The sequence below is a fragment of the Pseudomonas sp. KBN10P06128 genome, assembly GCF_037574945.1.
Lineage (GTDB): Bacteria > Pseudomonadota > Gammaproteobacteria > Pseudomonadales > Pseudomonadaceae > Pseudomonas > Pseudomonas aeruginosa.
In genome coordinates this window covers 1,403,442-1,423,581 of record NZ_JBBELR010000001.1, presented here as the reverse complement: position 1 = coordinate 1,423,581, position 20,140 = coordinate 1,403,442, and the positions used below count along the sequence as shown (strand labels likewise).

The following is a 20,140-nucleotide window of genomic DNA, read 5'->3' as shown; positions in this document are numbered from 1 at the left end:
AGGTCAGCATGAAGATCCGTGAGCTTGTCCGCCATTGGGAACACACCGCCAAGGGCCGCATGGCCCGCAACCACTACAGCATCCCGCTGGACGTCGAAAGCGCAGCGCGCCTCGCCGCGCTGCACGAGATGTATCCGCGGCGCAGCGTCGAGGAACTACTGGGCGAGCTGGTCGGCGCCGCCCTGGAAGAACTGGAGGCGAGCTTTCCCTACGTGAAGGGGAGTCAGGTGGTGGCCACCGACGAACAGGGCGATCCGCTCTATGAGGATGTCGGCCCTACCCCACGCTTCCTGTCGCTCTCGCGCAAGTACCTGCACGAACTGGTCGCGCAACAAGACACCTCCAGTCACTGAGCGCGACTTCAGCCATGCCGGCGGTGCACGCCGGGAACGTGCATGTGCCCGGCCTCGGCGCATTCCTCGGGGATAGGCGACAGCGGCGCGGGCTGCTCCAGTTCGCGGAGGATGCCGCAGGCCTGGCTGTTGCCGGCGACCGTACAGCGTGAGCCGAGATCCTGCAGTTGCTCGCGCAATGCCTGGAGTTCGGCGATGCGCACCTCGACGTGATGCAGGTGCTCGTCGATCAGCCGGTTGGCGGTGCCGCAATCCGCCTCAGGACGGTCGCGCAACGCCAGCAGGGTACGGATTTCCTCCTGGGTCATGTCCAGCGAGCGGCAGTGACGGATGAACGACAGGCGCTCGACGTGCGCCAGGGTGTATTGCCGATAGTTGCCTTCGCTACGCGCGGGCTCGGGCAACAGTCCTTCGCGCTCGTAGTAGCGGATGGTCTCCACCGGGCAACCGGTTCTCTTCGCCAGCTCACCGATCTTCATGCCAACCCTCCTCCAATCGCCGACGCGGCTACCCGAATTGGCAGTACCGCTTGACTCTGTAGTTGCTACAGGGTGTGCAATCGCACCCAACACGTCAAACGGGAATTGTTTCCATGAGCCACGAACACGCCGACACTTGCTGTCACGGTCACGGTCACGGACATGATCATGGGCACCGCCACGCGCCTCGCCCGGCGGTGGCCGCCATCGGAACCCTGGCCGGCAACGCCGAGTTGCGCTGGAGCGACCTGCGCATCGAAGCGATGGACTGCCCGACCGAGGAACGCCTGATCCGCGACGCCCTCGGTCGCCAGCCGGCAGTGGAGTCGCTGGAATTCAACCTGATGCAGCGCCTGCTGCGCGTCCAGCATCGCTTCGACAGCGTCGAGCCGCTGCAGAAGCTGATCGCCGGCCTCGGCATGCAAGCGGTGCCGCTGGATGCCGGCGAAAATACCGACGGCCCCTCGCAAGCGCCGGCGAAACCCTGGTGGCCGCTGGCCCTGGCCGGCGCGATGGCGCTGGCCTCGGAGATCGTCGAATGGTTCGGCCTGGCGCCGGACTGGGTGGTCGCCGGCCTCGCCCTGCTGGCCATCCTCGGCGCCGGCCTGCCGACCTACTGCAAGGGCTGGATCGCCCTGAAGAACCGCAACCTGAACATCAACGCCCTGATGAGCATCGCCGTGACCGGCGCCGTGCTCATCGGCCAGTGGCCGGAAGCGGCGATGGTCAGCGTGCTGTTCGCCATCGCCGAGCTGATCGAGGCGAAGTCCCTGGATCGCGCGCGCAACGCCATCCGCGGCCTGCTGCAACTGGCTCCGGAACAGGCCACGGTACTGGTCGGCGGCGAATGGAAGGAGCTGCCGGCCAAGCAAGTGGAACTGGAAGCCACCGTGCGCGTGAAGCCCGGCGAACGCATCGCCCTCGACGGCGAGGTGACCAGCGGCCGCTCCAGCGTCAACCAGGCGCCGATCACCGGCGAAAGCCTGCCGGTGGAGAAGGAGGTCGGCGAGCCGGTGTTCGCCGGCAGCATCAACGGCGAGGGCGCGCTGGAGTACCGCGTCACCCGCCGCGCCGACGACAGCACCCTGGCCCGGATCATCCACGCCGTGGAGGAAGCCCAGGGTTCCCGCGCACCGACCCAGCGTTTCGTCGACAGTTTCGCCCGCGTCTACACCCCGGTGGTATTCCTCATCGCCCTCGCCACCGCGGTGCTACCGCCGCTGCTGTTCGGCGGCGCCTGGCTGGACTGGATCTACCGCGCCCTGGTGCTGCTGGTGATCGCTTGTCCCTGCGCGCTGGTGATCTCCACCCCGGTGACCATCGTCAGCGGCCTTTCCGCCGCGGCGCGCCTGGGCATCCTGATCAAGGGCGGGGTGTTCCTCGAACTCGGGCGCAAGCTGTCCTGGGTCGCCCTCGACAAGACCGGCACCATCACCCATGGCAAACCGCAACAGACCGACTACCTGCCGATCGCGGAGGCTGACGGGACGGATGCGCGCCTGCTCGCCGCCAGCCTGGCCGCGCGTTCCGACCACCCGGTATCGCGCGCCGTGGCCAACGCAGCGGAAGAGGACGGCCTTGCCCTGGGCGTGGTCGAGGACCTCGCCGCCCTGCCGGGACGAGGCGTCAGCGGACGCATCGACGGCGTCCTCTACCACCTCGGCAACCATCGCCTGGTGGAGGAACTGGGCCTCTGCTCGCCGGCCCTGGAAGAGCGCCTGGACGCCCTGGAGCGCCAGGGCAAGACGGTCATCGCGCTGTGCGATCCGCAGCGCGTGCGGGCCCTCTTCGCCGTCGCCGACGGGGTCAAGGACAGCAGCCGCGAGGCGATCCGCGAGCTGCACGCGCTGGACGTGAAGACCCTGATGCTCACCGGCGACAACCCGCACACCGCAGCCGCCATCGCTGCCCAGGTAGGCATCGACGCAGCTCGCGGCAACCTCCTGCCGGAAGACAAGCTGCGTGAAGTGGAAGCGCGCCAGGCCGACGGCTCGCGGGTCGGCATGGTCGGCGACGGGATCAACGACGCGCCGGCCCTGGCCCGCGCCGACATCGGCTTCGCCATGGGCGCGGCGGGCACCGACACGGCCATCGAGACCGCCGGCGTCGCGCTGATGGACGACGACTTGCGCAAGTTGCCGCAATTCGTCCGGCTGTCGCGCACCACCCACGCGATCCTGGTCCAGAACATCACCCTGGCCCTGGGCATCAAGGCGGTGTTCCTCGCCCTTACCCTGGCAGGCGAAGGCACCCTGTGGATGGCGGTATTCGCCGACATGGGCGCCAGCCTGCTGGTGGTGTTCAACGGTCTGCGACTGTTGCGCAAGCGTTTCTGAAAGGCCCCACTGGCCTCCTCCAGCCCCACTTAGGTGGGGCTTTTTTCTGCCCTGGGAAAAGCACAAGCAGGCGATGGCGTACCTGCTGGGAACGCTGCCGTGGTTGCCCGCTTCACGGTCGAAAGCCCCGTACGACGGGCTTTCATGACGAGCGACGGCGTTCCGCGACCACGCCGGAAGCCGACTGTTCAGTCAGAAAATTTCAGATTTTTTTTTGAACCCCTGAACGAGCGGGGGAGTCACTAAAAGTACATGGCCAATCGCCAAGCCCCTGAAACAGAGGCCTGGCAGAGGCTTGCTCAGTGAGCAGGAAGAAAAGACCGGAGGGCCGGAAACGCGCCCACGGTAATGGCCAGAGATGAAAGCCAAGGAATCAGCATCCCTGTCAGAGGAAATTTCCCATGGAGCAAAAAGCGATGAGCAAGCAACACACCGGTTCCCTGCGTGGCCTCAAGCTGGCCCTGCTGGCCGTAGGCAGCAGCCTGGTCCTGGCCGGCTGCGCCGGCAACCCGCCGACCGAGCAGTTCGCCGTGACCGAGTCCGCGGTGAATAACGCGGTGAGCGCCGGCGGCCCGGAATATGCCCCGGTCGAGATGAAGTCCGCTCAGGACAAGCTGAGCCAGGCGCGCATCGCCATGAACGACAAGGAATACGACCAGGCCAAGCGCCTGGCGCAGCAGGCCGAGTGGGACGCCCGGGTCGCCGAGCGCAAGACCCAGGCCGCCAAGGCGCAGAAAGCCGTGAAGGATGCCCAGCAGGGCGTCATGGAACTGCGTGAGGAAGGCATGCGCGATACGCAGCACTAAGCCGGATTCCGCCCTTCTTTCGTCGATTCGTGATTAAGGATGACCCCTATGCGTAAGTACATTGCCCTCCCCGCCGTATCCCTGCTGGCCCTGGCGCTGGCCGCCTGCTCCACGCCGCCGAACGCCAACCTGGAACAGGCCCGCAGCAACTTCTCCGCGCTGCAGTCGCAGCCCGACGCGACCAAGGTCGCGGCCCTGGAAACCAAGGACGCCGGCGACTGGCTGGCCAAGGCCGACAAGGCCTACCAGGATGGCGAAGACCAGCGCGACGTGGACCAACTGGCCTACCTGACCAACCAGCGCATCGAATTGGCCAAGCAGACCATCGTCCTGCGCAATGCCGAGGCGCAGTTGCAGAACGCCTCCGCCCAGCGCGCCCAGGCCCGCCTCGACGCGCGCACCGCGCAACTGGACAAGCTGCGTAGCCAACTGAATGCCAAGCAGACCTCGCGCGGCACCATGGTGACTTTCGGCGACGTGCTGTTCGATCTCGACAAGTCCGACCTGAAGCCCGGCGCCATGCGCAACATCCAGCAACTGGCCGAGTTCCTCCAGCAGAACCCGGAGCGCCAGGTGATCGTAGAGGGCTACACCGATAGCACCGGTTCCGCCAACTACAACCAGCGCCTGTCCGAGCGTCGTGCCGACTCGGTGCGCATGGCCCTGCTCAGCCGCGGCATCAGCCCGGAACGCGTAGCCACCCGTGGCTACGGCAAGGAATATCCGGTGGCCAGCAACGGCACCAGCTCCGGCCGTGCCATGAACCGTCGGGTGGAAGTCACCATTTCCAACGACGCCAAGCCGGTCGCGCCACGCTCCTCCGTCAGCGGCTGATAAGCCCTACGGAAGCCCAAAAGCCCCGCCATCCGGCGGGGCTTTTTCATGGGCGGGGCTTGGCTTTCCAGGTATCAGCGGGCCACAGGCCGCTCGCCGAGCAAGCGCTGGTAGCGCTCGGCCATCGAGCTATCGAAGGCAACCAGGACGATTTCCTCCAGGCTGCTGTGCGCCGGGCGTTGCCGGCAGACCTCTTCGACGGCGATGGCCGCGGCCTGCTCCAAGGGATAGCCGTAGATGCCGCAGCTGATGGCGGGGAACGCGACGCTGGCCGCCCCGGCCTGCTCGGCCAGCGCCAGGCTGCGCCGGTAGCAGCTGGCCAGCAGCTCCGCTTCGCCGTTGTCACCGCCGCGCCAGACCGGGCCGACGGTGTGGATCACGTGGGCCGCCGGCAGACGGAACCCACGGGTGATCTTCGCCTCGCCGGTCTTGCAACCGTGCAGCAGGCGGCAGGCCGCCACCAGTTCGGCACCGGCGGCGCGGTGGATGGCGCCGTCGACCCCGCCCCCACCGAGCAGCGAGGAGTTCGCCGCGTTGACGATGGCATCCACCGCAAGACGGGTGATGTCCCCCTGCCAGACGCGGACCTCGGTCATTTCACTTCCTGCGGGACTTCCTGTCCGGCGCAGCGCACGGCGTGCTTCCTGTTGTCCACCAGCACGCCGGAAAGGCCCTTCTGCTCGGTGTCGAACAGCACCAGGACGCCATCGATGCACTGCGCGACCTGCTTGGCCGGCTCCAGGGACAGCTTCACATCTTCGCCGGGCAGGCTCTTCAGCATGGTGAAGTCGGCCAGCAACAGGGCGTCCTGCGGCTTGGCGAAATGCAGGTAGCCGTAGTACCAGAGCACGCCGACGGTGACGAAGATGGTACCGATGCCGGTCAGGATGCAGGGGAGTACGTTACGGTCGCTCATGGATTGCCTTCGGGTTTCGCGGATTCGCGGTTCGGGATTTCGGCCAGCCGGCGCAGGCCGGTGAAGCCATGGGGATCGTCGAGGAAGCGCAGCATCACTTCCTGCCAGGTCGCTTCGGCGAAGGTCTGCACGTGGCCGCCTCGGGTCAGTTGCAGGACCTTCGGCGGCCGCGCCTGGCGGTACAGGGCGATGCCGTTCTCGAGGGGCACAATGGTATCGTCGATGCTGTGAAAGAACAGCATGGGTGCGCCAGAAAGCCGCGCCATCGAATGGATGGCGCTGTCGTCGTCGGGCACCAGCCAGGACAGCGGCACCTGCAGCGGCCAGGTCAGCCAGGAACCGTCCAGCATGTGCCGGGCGATGCCGCGGTAGCTCGCCGGTACCCCGTCGAACACCAGCGCCTTGAACTGGCCCTGGCGCTGCGGATGCTCGACCAGGTAGTGGATCGCCAGCGCGCCGCCGAGACTCTGCCCCAGCAGCACGCGCTCGGTGCCCTTCACCTCCGGCGCCTGGTCGAGCCAGGCGAACGCCGCGTCGATGTCGCGGTAGACCTCCGGCAGTCCCGGCTCGCCCTCCGACTGGCCGTAGCCGCGATAGTCGAGCATCAGCACCTGGTAGCCCTCGGCGGGCAGCCACCAGGTGCCGCCGAGGTGCCAGGACAGGTTGCCGCCGTTGCCGTGCAGGTAGAGCACGGTGCCTTTCACCGGCACGCCTTTCTTCGCCGGCAGCCACCAGGCGCGCAGGCGCACGCCGTCGGCGGTGGTCAGGGTGACGTCGCGGTACTCCAGCCCGGCGCGCGCCGGGGTGATCTGCACCACCGGCTCGGGATAGAACAGCAGCGAACTGCAACCACCGAGGAACAGCGCGCCGAGTACCAGCAGCGGGATCAGCAGGCGCTTCATCCGTTGTTGGTCCTTACCTCTTCGCGGGCGCGAAAGGTGGCGTCGTAGATGCGCCCGGCCAGGCGCGAGAACGGCAGGCTCTGCAGCCAGACGGTGCCGCTGCCCTTGAGGGTGGTCAGCAGCAATCCTTCGCCGCCGAACAGCATGCTCTTCAGGCCGCCGGCCAGTTGCACGTCGTAGTCGATGCCATCGGTGAAGGCCACCAGGCAACCGGTGTCGACCCGCAGCGTCTCGCCATTCAACTGGCGGCGGATCAGCGTACCGCCGGCGTGGACGAAGACCAGGCCATCGCCCTCGAGCTTCTGCAGGATGAAGCCCTCGCCGCCGAAGAAACCGGCGCCCAGGCGCTTGGCGAAGGCGATGCCGACCCGGGTGCCATAGGCCGCGCAGAGGAACGAGTCCTTCTGGCAGAACAGGCGCCCGCCGACATCGTCCAGGTCCACCGCCACCACGCTGCCCGGATAGGGCGCGGCAAAGGCCACGTGCTGCTTGCCCTGGCCTTCGTTGGTGAAGTGGGTCATGAACACCGACTCGCCACCGAGCTTGCGCTTGCCGGCGCTCCACAGCTTGCCCAGCAGGCTGCCGTCGGAGCCGTCGCCCATCCGCGCGGTGAAGCGGATGTCGCCGGTCATGTAGTTCATCGCCCCGGCCTCGGCGATCACGGTTTCCCCGGGATCGAGTTCGATCTCCACGGTCTGCATGGATTCGCCGAGGATGCGGTAGTCGAGTTCGTGGCTGGCCATCGCCGTTCTCCTTGCTTGCCGGCCGACCGCCCGCGCGCACCGGGAAAGACCGGCACGGCGGGGAACGGTCAGAGAATGTTCGCGTAGTCCGCTTCGATGCGGTCCAGGCTGAGGTGGTTGAGGAAGTTCGAGAAGCACATCCAGGCCGACAGCGCGTTGAGGTCGCGGAACTGCGGCGGCAGGTACTTCGGCGGCGCCACCAGGCCCTCGTCCACCAGTTGGCGCAGGGTGCGCATGTCTTCCAGGGTGGTCTTGCCGCAGAACAGCAGGGGGATCTGTTCGAGCTTGCCCTTGCGCACGGCGAGCTGGATGTAGTTGTAGATGAGGATGAAGCCCTTCAGGTAGGACAGGTCCTTGGTGAACGGCAGGCCATCCGGGGTCGAGCCGCGGAAGACCCGGCTGGCGTTCTGGTAGCTGTCCTCCAGGCTGTAGCCCTGCTCGCGATAGAAGTGGAACACGTCGAGGAAATCGGCGCCCTCCTCGGCCATGTGGATCGCCCGGGTGCGATTGGTCAGCTTGCGCAGGCGGGTCGGGTAGGAGGCGAAGGCGATCACCTCCATCAGGATCGCCAGGCCTTCCTGGGTCACGGTGGAGGATGGCGGCCCCTTGGCAAGGAAGGTGCAGATCGGCTGGCTCAGGCCGTTCAGGGTGGTGCCGACGTGCACCAGGCCCTCATGGACCTCCAGCGCGCGCACGTCGCGCTCGTTGAACAGGGCGTCGGCGCGCACCTTGATGTAGTCGGCGCCGGCCGCCGCGTCGGCGACGATGCCGTCGGACTCGAACACGCGGATGGTGCCCTCCTCCTCGCCGAACACGGTGTTCAGCCGCGCCTGGAGGATCGGCACGACCTCCTTGGCGGTCAGGGTCTTGGGTTCGTCCTTGAGATCGCCGCGGTCGGCGATGTTGTTCAGGTAGTCGGAGAGCATCAGGCCGAGGTCGGCCAGGGTCGGATCACCGGCATGGAAGGCGTCCGAGGCCGAGCCGTAGAGTTCCTGGGAGATCAGCCCGAGGTCCGGGGTGCCGCGCGCCTCGAGCATGCGGATGACCATCCGGTATTCCTTGCACATCCGCCGCATGATCTGCCCGACCGGGTTGAACTGGCCCAACTGGCGGGTGATGTCGCGCTCGATGTTCTGGAATTCCTGCTTCTTGGCGCTGGCGTCGAAGGCCAGCGGGCGGCTGTCGTAGTAGCCGCGGTCGACCTTCGGCGCATGCTTGCCGCGGCCCTTGAGGAAGTCCTGGCGGATCCCGTCGTCCCATTTGATCGCATCCAGCACGCGGATCGGCGTCTGCGCCTCGACGATGCGATCGGACAGGGAGCGGATGATCTTCTGGTAGTCGTTCTGCGCCTTGCGCTGGCTCATCGGCAATCTCATTGGGTGACCCGCTGGAAGCGGGCGGCCTCGACGAACACGTCGGAATTGGCGGGATCGTTCAGGTAGGCGAAGACCTTCGCCAACGGGCTGCGCACCAGCGCGCCCTTGCCCTGCTCGCTGTCAACGGTCTCGCCGTCGAGCTGGCCGGCGCCGAGGTCCTCGACGATGCGCTCGACGTCGAGGTTGTAGATTACCAGCTCGTCACCGTCGGTGATCTCGAAGCCGGCGATGACGAAGTTGCCGCCCAGGCTCTTCGGCAGGCCGGCCGACAGGTACCAGCGCTTGCCCTGGTGGGAGACGGTGAAGCCGTAGTCCTCCAGGCTCTCGGTATTGTCCTTGCTGTCCACGTAGCTGACCGCGCGGTAGACATTGCTGCCGGAACGGGTGATCTCCAGGAATTGTTCTTCCTTCCACTCGTTCTCGCGGCTCCAGGTCCCGAGCAGGTGGCTCGGCGCCGCCTCGCGCGGCGGTATCGGCTCCTTGAAGGTGACCAGGCAACCGCCCAACAGCAGGAAACTCAGGACCACCAGGCAACGCCAGGCTTTCATCACACGCTCCTTAGGAACCCTCCGCAACCTGCGACCGGCTGGCCGAGGGAAGGTTCGGGTATGAAAAACCCCGCCATGGCGGGGTTGACGCTCAGGTCACAGGCCCATGACCAGATTCAGGTACCGTCTGAGTATGGCGCGCATTTCGTCCACGGCCAGTTGCTCGACCCCGTCCACGAGGCCCTGATATTCCATCTGCAGAATAATCGACGTCAACACCTTGGCGTCCTGCTCGGGCTGCCCGGAACCGAGCACCTGGAAGAAATGCACGGCGCCGAGGGAGAGGATCCGCTGGTGGGCATCGGCCAGTTCGCGCAGGCGCGGGTTGAGCAGCGCCTCCTGGCGGAAGGCCTGTTCGGCCAGCAGGTGCTCGCGGCGCTCGGTGAGCTGGACCTGGACATACTGCACGGCCAGCTCGACGATCCGTTCCACCAGCGAGCCACGGGCGCCGGGGTCGTCGGCCAGCACCGCGGCCATCTCCTGGAGGTCGCCCTCCACGCTGCTCCAGAACGCCGACAGCGCCTCTGCGTTGCGCTCGACGAAGAGGGCGAAGGTGTCGGTGATGAGATCGTCGATGTCCTTGAAGTAGTAGGTGGTGGCCGACAACGGCACCTGGGCCTCGGCGGCCACCGCGCGGTGGCGCACGGCCCGTACGCCGTCGCGGACGATCAGGCGCATGGCGGCATCGAGAATCGCCTGGCGCCGCTGCTCGCTGCCCTGGCGGCTGGCCTTGCGGCCCTGGTAACGAACGCTTTCGGCTACCGCGCTGGCGGCCTGCGCGGCGCTGTCTCTGGGAGCTACTCGGGACACGGTGTTTCCTCCGCTCGCGGACGATGGGGCATTGTTCGGACTTTTTCGCGTGGAATCAATCGGCCGCTACCGGGGAAGCTCCGATCCCACCCGCACCTCCCGTGGTCAGCCGGCAGATCGGCGGCTATCGACCCCTGGCCCGGCGGCCGGGACACCGCGCGGCCATGAAAAAACCGCCCGAAGGCGGCTTTTCCATGGACTGTTGCGGCGCTCAGGCCTGCGGGCGCATGTGCGGGAACAGGATCACGTCGCGGATCGACGGCGAGTTGGTCAGCAGCATCACCAGGCGGTCGATGCCGATGCCTTCGCCGGCGGTCGGCGGCATGCCGTATTCCAGGGCATTGATGAAGTCGGCGTCGTAGTGCATCGCCTCGTCGTCGCCGGCGTCCTTCTCCTTGACCTGCAACATGAAGCGCTCGGCCTGGTCCTCGGCGTCGTTCAGCTCGGAATAGGCATTGGCGATCTCGCGGCCGCCGATGAACAGCTCGAAGCGGTCAGTGACGCTCGGGTCTTCGTCGTTGCGGCGGGCCAGCGGCGAAACCTCGAAGGGGTAGCGGGTGATGAAGTGCGGCTGCTCCAGCTTGTGCTCCACCAGTTCCTCGAAAATCATCACCTGCAGCTTGCCCAGGCCTTCGTGGCCGAGGACCTTGGCGCCGGCCTTCTTGGCGATGGCCCGCGCCTTCTCGACGTCGTTGAGGTCGGCGGCGCTGATCTCCGGGTTGTACTTGAGGATCGAATCGAACACCGACAGGCGCACGAACGGCTCGCCGAAATGGAAGACCTTGTCGCCGTAGGGCACGTCGGTGGTACCGAGCACCGCCTGGGCCAGCTCGCGGAACAGTTCCTCGGTCAGGTCCATGTTGTCTTCGTAGTCGGCGTAGGCCTGGTAGAACTCGAGCATGGTGAATTCGGGGTTGTGCCGGGTCGAGACGCCTTCGTTACGGAAGTTGCGGTTGATCTCGAAGACCTTCTCGAAACCGCCGACCACCAGGCGCTTGAGGTACAGCTCCGGGGCGATGCGCAGGAACATGGCCATGTCCAGCGCGTTGTGATGGGTCTCGAACGGCTTGGCCGCGGCGCCGCCGGGGATGGTCTGCAGCATCGGGGTCTCCACTTCGAGGAAACCGCGCTCGCTGAGGAAACGGCGGATGTGGGCGATGACCTGGGAGCGCACGCGGAAGGTGTGGCGGGTTTCCTCGTTGACCATCAGGTCGACGTAGCGCTGGCGGTAGCGCTGCTCGGTGTCGGTCAGGCCATGGTGCTTGTCCGGCAGCGGACGCAGCGACTTGGTCAGCAGGCGCACGCTGGTCATGTCGACGTACAGGTCGCCCTTGCCCGAGCGGGCCAGCACGCCTTCGGCGCCGATGATGTCGCCCAGGTCCCAGGTCTTGATCTCGGCCAGGGTTTCTTCCGGCAGGGTCTTGCGGTTGACGTAGACCTGCAGGCGCTCGCTGCTGTCCTGGAGGACGATGAAGGAACCGCGGTTGAGCATGATCCGACCGGCCACCTTGACCGGGATCGCTGCGGCTTCCAGCTCTTCCTTGGTCTTGTCGGCGTACTGTTTCTGCAGGTCCGCGAAGTAGGCGTCGCGGCGGAAGTCGTTGGGGAAGGCGATGGCCCGGGCTTCGCGCACGGCGGCAAGTTTTTCCTTGCGCTGGGCGATCAGCTTGTTTTCTTCCTGTTGCAGTTCGTGCTGGTCGAGTTGTTGGTCGCTCATGGTCTTGGTGGTTCCTGGTTAGGCTCTCTTGCCTGTGGAAACGGATTGCAACAGGGGCGAAAAGCGTAGCGAACGCCGGCCAGGCAAGGCGGGAAATGGCGAGGACACGGAGTTCACGATCGTAAAAAACGAGCAGTCCGAACCATTTTCCAACGCGGCCTGGCCAGGCGCAGCAGCTTTACAGCCCCTGTTTGAGGCTGGCTTCGAGGTATTCGTCTAGATCGCCGTCGAGCACCTTGTCGCAGTCGCTGCGCTCGATACCGGTACGCAGGTCCTTGATCCGCGACTGGTCGAGCACGTAGGAGCGGATCTGGTGGCCCCAGCCAATGTCGGACTTGGAGTCCTCCAGGGCCTGGGACGCAGCGGTACGCTTCTGCATTTCCAGCTCGTACAACTTGGCCCGCAGCATCTTCATCGCGGTGTCCTTGTTGGCGTGCTGGGAGCGTTCGTTCTGGCACGCCACCACGGTATTGGTCGGCACGTGGGTGATCCGCACCGCCGAATCGGTGGTGTTCACGTGCTGACCGCCCGCGCCGGAGGAGCGGTAGGTATCGATGCGCAGGTCGGCCGGGTTGATCTCGATCTCGATGTTGTCGTCGATTTCCGGCGATACGAACACCGCGGTGAACGAGGTGTGGCGACGATTGCCGGAGTCGAACGGACTCTTGCGCACCAGGCGGTGCACGCCGATCTCGGTGCGCAGCCAGCCGAACGCGTACTCGCCCTTGATGTGCACGGTGGCGCCCTTGATGCCGGCGACCTCGCCCTCGGACAGCTCGATGATAGTGGCGTCGAAGCCGTGCTTGTCGGCCCAGCGCAGGTACATGCGCAGCAGCATGTTGGCCCAGTCCTGGGCCTCGGTGCCGCCGGAGCCGGCCTGGATGTCCAGGTAGGCGTTGTTCGGGTCCATCTCGCCGCTGAACATGCGGCGGAACTCCAGCTTCTCGAGGATCTCGCGCAGACGCTCGACTTCGTTGGCAACGTCGTCGACGGCGCCCTCGTCGTCTTCCTCGACCGCCATGTCCAGCAGGTCGCGGGAGTCGGCCAGGCCGCTGGTCAGGTCGTCCAGGGTTTCCACCACCTGCGCCAGCTGGGCGCGCTCGCGGCCGAGGTTCTGGGCGTATTCGGGGTTGTTCCAGACGTTGGGGTCTTCGAGCTCGCGGTTTACTTCGACCAGGCGATCATGCTTCTGATCGTAGTCAAAGATACCCCCGAATGGTCTGGGTGCGCTCGGAGAGGTCCTTGATGCTGTTGAGGATCGGGTTGATTTCCATGGCTGGCGCTCACTCGCGGGAAAACGTCGAAAAGCTGCGAAGTATACTGCACTTGCGCCCTGCGGGCAGTACGCCGGCCTCTATTTAATGCCGGCCGGCGACGCATGGCCGCCGCGCGCCGCTCAGCCCGCCGGGGCCGGCGGCACCGGTTGTTCCATCAGGCCAACCTGGTTGCGGCCATTGTTCTTGGCCTGGTAGAGCGCCTGGTCGGCCATCTCGATGAGAACCCGGAAGGTCTGTCCGCCGCCGCCCGGCACCAGGGTGCTGACGCCGATGCTGACGGTCAGGTACGAGCCCGGGCGTGGCTGGTCGTGGCTGATCTGCAGGCTCTCCACCGTACGCCGGACCTTTTCCGCCAGCAGCCGCGCGCCGCCCGGCGAGGTGCCCGGCAGGACCATGGCGAACTCCTCGCCGCCATAGCGCGCCGCCAGGTCCGAGGAGCGACTGCAGCCCTCGCGGATGGCCCCGGCGACCTGGCGCAGGGCCTCGTCGCCGGCGACGTGGCCGAAGGTGTCGTTGTAGCTCTTGAAATAGTCCACGTCGATCATCAGCAGCGACAGTTGCGACTGCTCGCGCAGCGAGCGGCGCCACTCCATCTCCAGGTATTCGTCGAAGTGACGACGGTTGGAGAGCCCGGTCAGGCCGTCGGAGTTCATCAGCCGCTGCAGCACCAGGTTGGTCTCCAGCAACTGCTGCTGGCTCTCGCGCAGCGCCCGATAGGCCTCGTCGCGTTGCTGCAGGGCGATGTACGAACGCGAGTGGTAGCGGATCCGTGCCACCAGCTCGATGGCGTCCGGCAGCTTGACCAGGTAGTCGTTGGCGCCGGCGGCGAACGCCGCGCTCTTCACCGTCGGCTCTTCCTTGGTCGACAGGACGATGATCGGGATGTCGCGGGTCGCCGGGTTGCCGCGGTAGGCGGCGAGCAGCGTGAGGCCGTCGACGCCGGGCATCACCAGGTCCTGGAGGATCACCGTCGGCTTGATCTGGTTGGCCACCGCCACCGCCTGCTGCGGATCGGAACAGAAATGGAAGTCGATGCCCGCCTCGCTCGCCAGCGAGCGACGCACAGCCTCTCCGATCATGGCCTGATCATCGACAAGCAGTACCATGACCGCGCCGTCCAGAGGGGCGCCCAGGTCGGTCTTGCTCTCATGAGGGTTGTGCATGTTTCTCTCCGGGACCGGGGCCCCTCGTATCAAATTGAATGCTGTTCCACGCACCGCCACGGCGGGCGCCGGCGCCTACCCTGGCGCCTGGCCGGACTCGCGCCCGACTAATCGAATACCTCCGCCAGGCGCGGGGCGATCTTTTCCAGGGAAAGGATCTGCACCGCGGCATCGATCGCCGCCGCGGCCTTCGGCATCCCGTAGACCGCGCAACTGGCCTGGTCCTGGGCGATGGTGAGGAAGCCGCGCTCGCGCATCTGCTTGAGGCCCTGGGCGCCGTCGCGGCCCATGCCGGTCAGCAGCACGCCCACGGCGTCGCCACGCCAGTAGTTCGCCACGCTCTCGAAAAACACGTCGATGGACGGCCGGTAGACGAAAGAACGCGGTTCGGCGGTGTACACCAGCGAACCGTTGCGCAACAGGCGGATGTGATTGTTGGTCCCCGCCAGCAGGATCTGCCCCGGTATCGGCGGCTCGCCATCGCGCGCCAGGCGCACCGGCAGCTTCGATTCGCTGGCCAGCCATTCGGCCATGCCGGCGGCGAAGACCTCGTCGACATGCTGCACCAGCACCACCGCGGCATTGAAACTGGCCGGCAGTTGCTTGAGCAACACCGCGAGCGACGCCGGACCGCCAGCCGAGGCGCCGATCGCCACCAGACGCTGGCGCGCCCCGCCGGCCTTCGGCGGCACCACCTGGACCTTGCCACGGTTATCGCGCTGGCCGATCAGCCAGCCGACGTTCTGAATCTTGCGCAACAACGGCGCCGCCGCCGTTTGCGGGTTGCCGATGCCCAGCGCCGGCGTGTTCACCGCATCGAGCGCGCCATATCCCATCGCTTCGAAAACCCGGTGCACATTCTGCTCGATATCGACGGTAACAATCACGATCGCGCAAGGACTTTCCGCCATGATCCGACGAGTTGCCTCGACGCCGTCCATCACCGGCATGAGCAGGTCCATCAGCACCACGTCGGGCGTATCGGCGGCGCACTGGGTCACCGCCTCGGCACCGTTGCTGGCGACCCAGACGATCTGGTGCTGCGGCTCGAAGGCCAGCGCGCGGCGCAGCGCCTCGACGGCCAACGGCATGTCATTGACGATTCCGATCCTCAACCCTGTGCTTCTCCGATCAGGACGACGACGGCATCCAGCAAGGCCTCATCGTGGAAACTGGCCTTCGCCAGATAATAGTCGGCGCCGGCGTCGAGACCGCGCCGACGGTCCTCCTCACGATCCTTGTAGGACACCACCATCACCGGCAGCGACTGCAGGCGGCTGTCGCGACGCACCAGGGTGACCAGTTCGATACCGTCCATGCGCGGCATGTCGATATCGGTGATGAGCAGGTCGAAATGCTCCGAGCGCAGGGCGTTCCAGCCGTCCATGCCATCCACCGCCACTGCCACGTCGTAGCCGCGGCCGAGCAGGAGCTTGCGTTCCAGCTCACGCACCGTGAGCGAGTCGTCGACCACCAGGATGCGCTTGCGTTGCGCCCCGCCGGCCTGCCGCCGGCTGCGATCGATGCGCTCCAGGCGGCCGCTGCTGAGCAGCTTGCCGACCGAATGCAGGAGGTCCTCGACGTCCAGGATCAGCACCGGCGAACCGTCGTCCAGCAAGGCGCCGGCGGAAACGTCGCGCACCTTGCCCAGGCGCGGATCTAGGCGCATCACCACCAGGGTGCGCTCGCCGACGAAACGCTCCACGGCGACGCCGTAGACTGCATCGCGGTCGCGCACCACCACCACCGGGATGGCCCCTTCGGTGCGGCTGCTCTCGGGCCGCTGCAGCAGTTGCGCAGCCGAGACCAGGCCAACATGGCGCCCCTCGTACCAGAAGTGCTGGCGACCTTCGAGCTGGACGATCTCCTCCGCCTCCAGCTCGCACATGCGCTCGATGTGCGCCAGCGGAAAGGCGTAGGCCTCCTCGCCGATCTCCACCACCAGGCTGCGCACCACGGACAGGGTCAGCGGCACCTCGACGTGGAACAGCGTGCCCTGCCCCTGGCGTTGCTCCATGCGCACGCCGCCGCGCAACTGGCGGACCATGTGCTGCACGGCGTCCAGTCCGACGCCGCGACCGGACACCTCGGTGACCTGCTCGCGCATGCTGAAGCCGGGCAGGAAGAGAAACGCCAGGAGTTCCTCCTCGCTCAATTGCGCCGCGGTCTCGGCGGTGGCGAACTGGCGATTGAGCACGGTCTCGCGCAGGCGCTGCAGATCGATGCCGCCGCCGTCGTCGCTCAGTTCCAGGACCAGCATGCCGGCGTGGTGGCGGGCGCGGATGGTGATCCTGCCCTCGGCCGGCTTGCCGGCGGCGAGGCGGGTTTCCGGCGCCTCGATACCGTGATCGACGGCATTGCGCAGCAGGTGGGTGAGCGGCGCTTCGAGTTTTTCCAGGACATCCCGGTCGACCTGGGTGCTTTCGCCCTCGACCAGCAGGCGCACCTGCTTGCCCAGCGAGCGGCCCAGGTCGCGAACCATCCGCGCCTGGCCGCTAAGGACGTCGGCGAACGGTCGCATCCGCGAGGCCAGCGCCGCGTCGTAGAGCACCTGGGCGCGCTGGCCGCCCTGCCAGGCGAACTCGTCGAGATCGGCGATGTGCTGCACGAGCATCTGCTGGCATTCGCCGATCAGTTGCCGCGCCTCGCCGAGCATGGCCTGGGCCTGCGGGTCGAGGGCGGTTTCCTGGACCGTCTCGCGTACCACGTCGAGCGCGCGGCTAGCGCTGGACTGCAGGCGACGCAGGCGTTGCAGGGAATCGGCCAGCGGCTTGATGCGCTGGAACTCCACCAGCGACTTGCTGGAGATATCCAGCAGCCGGTCCAGGCGCTCGGCGGTGACCCGCAGGACCCGGCTGCGGCGCTCCTCGGCCTGTTCGCCGCCCGCCTGCCCGGCGGGCTCCTCGTCGTTGTCGTCGCTGGCGGCCGCTGACGCCGCTGGCGGCGCCTCGGGGGCCGCTTCCGGCAAGCCGGGAGTCGTCGCCGGCAGCTCCGCGCGGGCCAGCGGCAGGCCGCTGCGCACCAGGCCTTCGAGGCGCTGCACCAGGCCGTCGATCTCTTCCCGCCCGGCGCCTTCGGCCCAGCCTGCGTCGCCGGCGGGCGGGGTGCCGATACGCAGCAACAGGTCGCAGCCCTGGAGCAACGCATCGATATGTTCCGATTGCAGGAGCAGGCGTCCGTCCTGCGCCTCCACCAGGCAATCCTCCATGACGTGCGCCACGCGCACGCCGGCGTCCAGCCCGACGATCCGCGCCGCGCCTTTCAGCGAGTGCGCGGCGCGCATGCAGGCTTCCAGTTGGTCGGCCTGGGTCGGGCTGCGCTCCAGCGCCATCAGGCCGGCGTTGAGCACCTGGGTCTGGGCCTCCGCCTCGAGCCGGAACAGCTCGAGCAGCGACGCGTCTCTCATCTGGTCCGGGGTCATGCCAGGCTCCGCGCTACGGCTTGCAGGAGAGGGCCTTCGTCGAGCAGGGTGATGCTCCGCTCACGCCATTGCAGCACGCCGGCCACGTGCCGGCGCGAGGCCTGGCCGTCGGCGTGGTTGGGCGGCAGTATCCGCGCCAGCGGAATCGCATGGATGCCGTCGACTTCCTCCACCGGCGCCACCACCGGACCGCCGGCGGCGGAAATGATCAGCATGCGCGGAACCACCCGGCGCTCGCTGACCGGCGCGGCGCCGGGTTCGAGATCCAGCAGTTCGCCCAGGGAAAGACAGGCGACCAGCGCGCCGCGCACGTTGGTCACCCCTTGCAGGGCGCGCGAGCGCTGGTGCGGCAGGGAATGGATAGGGTTCATCGGCGCCACTTCCACCAGGCTGCCGGTGGCCAGACCGAACCACTCCTCGCCCAGGCGGAACACCAGGATCGAACGCGTCTCGCCGAGGTCGCTCTGTTCGCGCTGGCTGTCCATCGTTTCGGCGCTGTCGAGCTGGTCCTGGCGCAGGGCGATGCGGTCCAGCAAGTAGGTCGCCGCGGCAGCGTAAACCTCGCAGTTGCGGCAATGGACATGCTCGGCCAGGCGTTCGCAGGACTTGTCGCCATGCACGCCGATGCGGTTCCAGCAGTCATCCACCTGTTGGGTATCGAGCAAGGTCAGGCTCGCCTCAACCATCTTTGTTCACTCCACGGGCCGCACGTTGCTGCAGGCGCCGGGCGCCGGCATGGTCGCCGCGAGCGGCGAGCAGCGCCGCCAGGTGCGCCAGCGCCTCGGCGTGCTGCGGCTCCAGGTACAGGGCCTTGCGGTAGAAATCCTGGGCTTCCTGCTCCTGCCCGGCGACATCGCTGAGCAGCCCGAGCCAGTAGAAGACCGTGGCCGACGGCCCACGCGCGGCCAGTTGGCGCTCGCAGGCGGCGCGCGCCTCGCGGTGCTGGCCGGCATCCGCCAGGCGGGCGATTTCGTCGAACTCGCCGACGGGACTGGCGAGGGGCTGGCCGCTGGCTGGCGGAACCAGGCTGGACAGGCGTTGGCGCGGTTTCGCCGGTGGCGGCGGCGAAGGCCGAACACTCGCACGTTCCGCGGCGGCGGCAACGACCGGGCGCGCTCCGTCGCTCACCGCTTTGGGCCGCGCGCCGCGGGGCGCCTCGCTGGTCCGGCGGAACACGAAAGACAGCGGCACGCCGATCGGCTGCATGCCATGCTGGCTGAGCAGGCTCGCCTCGGCTGGTCCGATGAACATCGCGCCGTCCGGCCGCAACAGGCGCTTGAGCACCTCGACCACCTCGCTCTGGGTCGGGCGGTCGAAATAGATCAGCAGGTTGCGGCAGAACACGAAATCGTAGGGTGCCTCGCCCGCCAGTAGCCCGGGATCGAGCAAATTGCCGCAGCGGAAGCGCACCTTGCGGCGAACCTGCTCGGCCAACTGGTAGCCATCGGCAACCTCGCTGAAATGGCGGTCGCGAAACCCCAGTTCATCGCCGCGGAAGGAATTCCTGCCGTACACCCCGAGGCTGGCGCGCTCGATCACCCGAGCGCTGACGTCCAGGGCGTCGACCTCGAACAGGTACTCGGAGAGCCCGGCATCGAGCAAGGCCATGACGATGGAATACGGCTCCTCGCCGGTGGAACAGGGCAGGCTGAGGATCCTTAGCGCGCGTCCGCCGCCCAGGCTCGGCAGGCGCTCGAAGGCCAGCCTGGCGAGGGTGGTGAACGACTCCGGGTAGCGGAAGAACCAGGTCTCCGGCACCACCACCGCTTCGATCAGCGCCTGCACCTCGCCCGGCGAGCCGTTCAGGCGCATCCAGTATTCGTCCTCGTCGTGCAGCGCGAGGCCGCTCATGCGCTGCCGTACCGCGCGCTCGATCACCGCGCTGCCCACCGAGCTGGCATCCAGGCCGATCCTGCTCTTGAGCAGGCGTTCGAAGCGATCGTTCATGCCGCCCCCTCGCCGCACTCCGGCGGAAACAGCAGGGCACGCACTTCGTCAGGCAGCAATGCCTCGACCCGCACCCATTGCACCAGTCCCCGCGGACCTTCATAAACCGGACCGAGATAGCGGGCCTCGCCGTTGTCCAGGCCATAGTCGCGGAACGCCGACGGTTCGCAGCGCAGGGTATCGGTGGCCTGTTCGAGGATCAGTCCGAGCCAGACCGGCTCCCGGTCCTGGCGGGCGCGGTATTCGACCAGCACGATGCGCGTGCTGGTGCGGGCCAGCGCCGCGCGGCCGAAGGCCATTGCGCAGAGGTCGAGCACCGGGACCAGGACGCCGCGATGGGAGAACACCCCGGCGACCCATTCCGGCGCCTCCGGAATGCGCTTCAGGCGCAGCAGCGGCAGCACTTCGACCACTTCGCGGGCATCCAGGGCATAGCGGTCGCCTTCCATGCGGAACAGCAGGAACAGCTTGCTGGTGCGTCGATGATCGCCGGTGGAGCGGGACACGGTCAC

General features: G+C 67.1%; 20 protein-coding genes. 4 read left to right on the top strand and 16 right to left on the bottom strand.

All coding sequences use genetic code 11. From position 1 onward, the window contains the following. Positions 1–8: 8 nt before the first annotated feature. Complete coding sequence (locus tag VQ065_RS06630; RefSeq protein WP_003092488.1) at positions 9–353, top strand: hypothetical protein; 345 nt, start codon at positions 9–11, stop codon at positions 351–353. Positions 354–361: 8 nt separating this feature from the next. On the opposite strand, the gene cadR is transcribed toward VQ065_RS06630, so the two are convergent. Next, positions 362–832, bottom strand: a complete 471-nt coding sequence (gene cadR, locus VQ065_RS06625; RefSeq protein WP_003092490.1) for a Cd(II)/Pb(II)-responsive transcriptional regulator — start codon at positions 830–832, stop codon at positions 362–364. A gap of 113 nt (positions 833–945) precedes the next feature. Between cadR and VQ065_RS06620 the strand changes: the two genes are divergently transcribed. From VQ065_RS06620 to VQ065_RS06610, 3 genes are all read left to right on the top strand, one after another. Continuing rightward, the gene (locus VQ065_RS06620; RefSeq protein WP_340080374.1) at positions 946–3,168 is read left to right on the top strand and encodes a heavy metal translocating P-type ATPase; all 2,223 of its coding nucleotides are present in this window, start codon (positions 946–948) and stop codon (positions 3,166–3,168) included. Positions 3,169–3,569: 401 nt separating this feature from the next. Beyond that, the gene (locus VQ065_RS06615) at positions 3,570–3,974 is read left to right on the top strand and encodes a DUF4398 domain-containing protein (RefSeq protein WP_003092495.1); all 405 of its coding nucleotides are present in this window, start codon (positions 3,570–3,572) and stop codon (positions 3,972–3,974) included. Between the two features lie 48 nt (positions 3,975–4,022). Next, positions 4,023–4,808, top strand: a complete 786-nt coding sequence (locus VQ065_RS06610) for an OmpA family protein (RefSeq protein ID WP_003092499.1) — start codon at positions 4,023–4,025, stop codon at positions 4,806–4,808. A gap of 74 nt (positions 4,809–4,882) precedes the next feature. On the opposite strand, the gene VQ065_RS06605 is transcribed toward VQ065_RS06610, so the two are convergent. The 15 genes from VQ065_RS06605 to VQ065_RS06535 all read right to left on the bottom strand — a co-directional run bounded on the left by VQ065_RS06605 (position 4,883) and on the right by VQ065_RS06535 (position 20,140). After that, positions 4,883–5,404 carry an O-acetyl-ADP-ribose deacetylase gene (locus tag VQ065_RS06605; protein WP_003092502.1) on the bottom strand — a complete coding sequence of 174 codons (522 nt, stop codon included), beginning with the start codon at positions 5,402–5,404 and terminating at the stop codon, positions 4,883–4,885. After that, complete coding sequence (locus VQ065_RS06600; protein ID WP_003092509.1) at positions 5,401–5,724, bottom strand: hypothetical protein; 324 nt, start codon at positions 5,722–5,724, stop codon at positions 5,401–5,403. The genes VQ065_RS06605 and VQ065_RS06600 overlap by 4 nt, the downstream gene beginning before the upstream one ends. Then, entirely contained in the window at positions 5,721–6,626 is a 906-nt protein-coding gene (locus tag VQ065_RS06595) for an alpha/beta hydrolase (RefSeq protein ID WP_003092511.1), read from the bottom strand. Before VQ065_RS06595 ends, VQ065_RS06600 begins: the two co-directional genes overlap by 4 nt. Further along, entirely contained in the window at positions 6,623–7,369 is a 747-nt protein-coding gene (locus VQ065_RS06590) for a TIGR00266 family protein (RefSeq protein WP_003092512.1), read from the bottom strand. The genes VQ065_RS06595 and VQ065_RS06590 overlap by 4 nt, the downstream gene beginning before the upstream one ends. Before the next feature lie 68 nt (positions 7,370–7,437). Beyond that, a complete protein-coding gene (locus VQ065_RS06585) occupies positions 7,438–8,733 on the bottom strand; it encodes a flavohemoglobin expression-modulating QEGLA motif protein (protein ID WP_003092515.1) in 1,296 nt (431 codons plus the stop codon). Between the two features lie 8 nt (positions 8,734–8,741). Beyond that, positions 8,742–9,293, bottom strand: coding sequence for a hypothetical protein (locus VQ065_RS06580; protein WP_003092517.1), 552 nt, complete (start codon positions 9,291–9,293; stop codon positions 8,742–8,744). A gap of 96 nt (positions 9,294–9,389) precedes the next feature. Next, positions 9,390–10,103, bottom strand: coding sequence for a TetR/AcrR family transcriptional regulator (locus VQ065_RS06575; protein WP_003092520.1), 714 nt, complete (start codon positions 10,101–10,103; stop codon positions 9,390–9,392). Between the two features lie 211 nt (positions 10,104–10,314). Continuing rightward, positions 10,315–11,820, bottom strand: a complete 1,506-nt coding sequence (gene lysS / locus VQ065_RS06570) for a lysine--tRNA ligase (protein WP_003092523.1) — start codon at positions 11,818–11,820, stop codon at positions 10,315–10,317. Between the two features lie 178 nt (positions 11,821–11,998). Beyond that, positions 11,999–13,094 (bottom strand): peptide chain release factor 2 gene (prfB, locus tag VQ065_RS06565; protein ID WP_010895661.1). Its coding sequence is split into 2 segments (ribosomal slippage): positions 11,999–13,021 and positions 13,023–13,094, totalling 1,095 coding nucleotides; the frame shifts between segments, so codons are not numbered across the junction. Between the two features lie 122 nt (positions 13,095–13,216). Then, positions 13,217–14,260 (bottom strand): Wsp signal transduction system regulator diguanylate cyclase WspR, encoded by a 1,044-nt coding sequence (wspR, locus tag VQ065_RS06560; protein ID WP_003092531.1) that lies wholly within the window; start codon positions 14,258–14,260, stop codon positions 13,217–13,219. 107 nt (positions 14,261–14,367) lie between these two features. After that, positions 14,368–15,375, bottom strand: a complete 1,008-nt coding sequence (gene wspF, locus VQ065_RS06555; protein ID WP_003092534.1) for a Wsp signal transduction system protein-glutamate methylesterase WspF — start codon at positions 15,373–15,375, stop codon at positions 14,368–14,370. Beyond that, entirely contained in the window at positions 15,372–17,681 is a 2,310-nt protein-coding gene (gene wspE, locus VQ065_RS06550) for a Wsp signal transduction system sensor histidine kinase WspE (RefSeq protein WP_340080373.1), read from the bottom strand. Before wspE ends, wspF begins: the two co-directional genes overlap by 4 nt. Further along, positions 17,678–18,367 (bottom strand): chemotaxis protein CheW, encoded by a 690-nt coding sequence (locus VQ065_RS06545; RefSeq protein WP_003103738.1) that lies wholly within the window; start codon positions 18,365–18,367, stop codon positions 17,678–17,680. Before VQ065_RS06545 ends, wspE begins: the two co-directional genes overlap by 4 nt. After that, positions 18,360–19,628 (bottom strand): CheR family methyltransferase, encoded by a 1,269-nt coding sequence (locus VQ065_RS06540; RefSeq protein WP_003129894.1) that lies wholly within the window; start codon positions 19,626–19,628, stop codon positions 18,360–18,362. The genes VQ065_RS06545 and VQ065_RS06540 overlap by 8 nt, the downstream gene beginning before the upstream one ends. Continuing rightward, on the bottom strand, positions 19,625–20,140 hold the full coding sequence (locus tag VQ065_RS06535; RefSeq protein ID WP_003129892.1) for a chemotaxis protein CheW: 516 nt from the start codon (positions 20,138–20,140) through the stop codon (positions 19,625–19,627). The genes VQ065_RS06540 and VQ065_RS06535 overlap by 4 nt, the downstream gene beginning before the upstream one ends.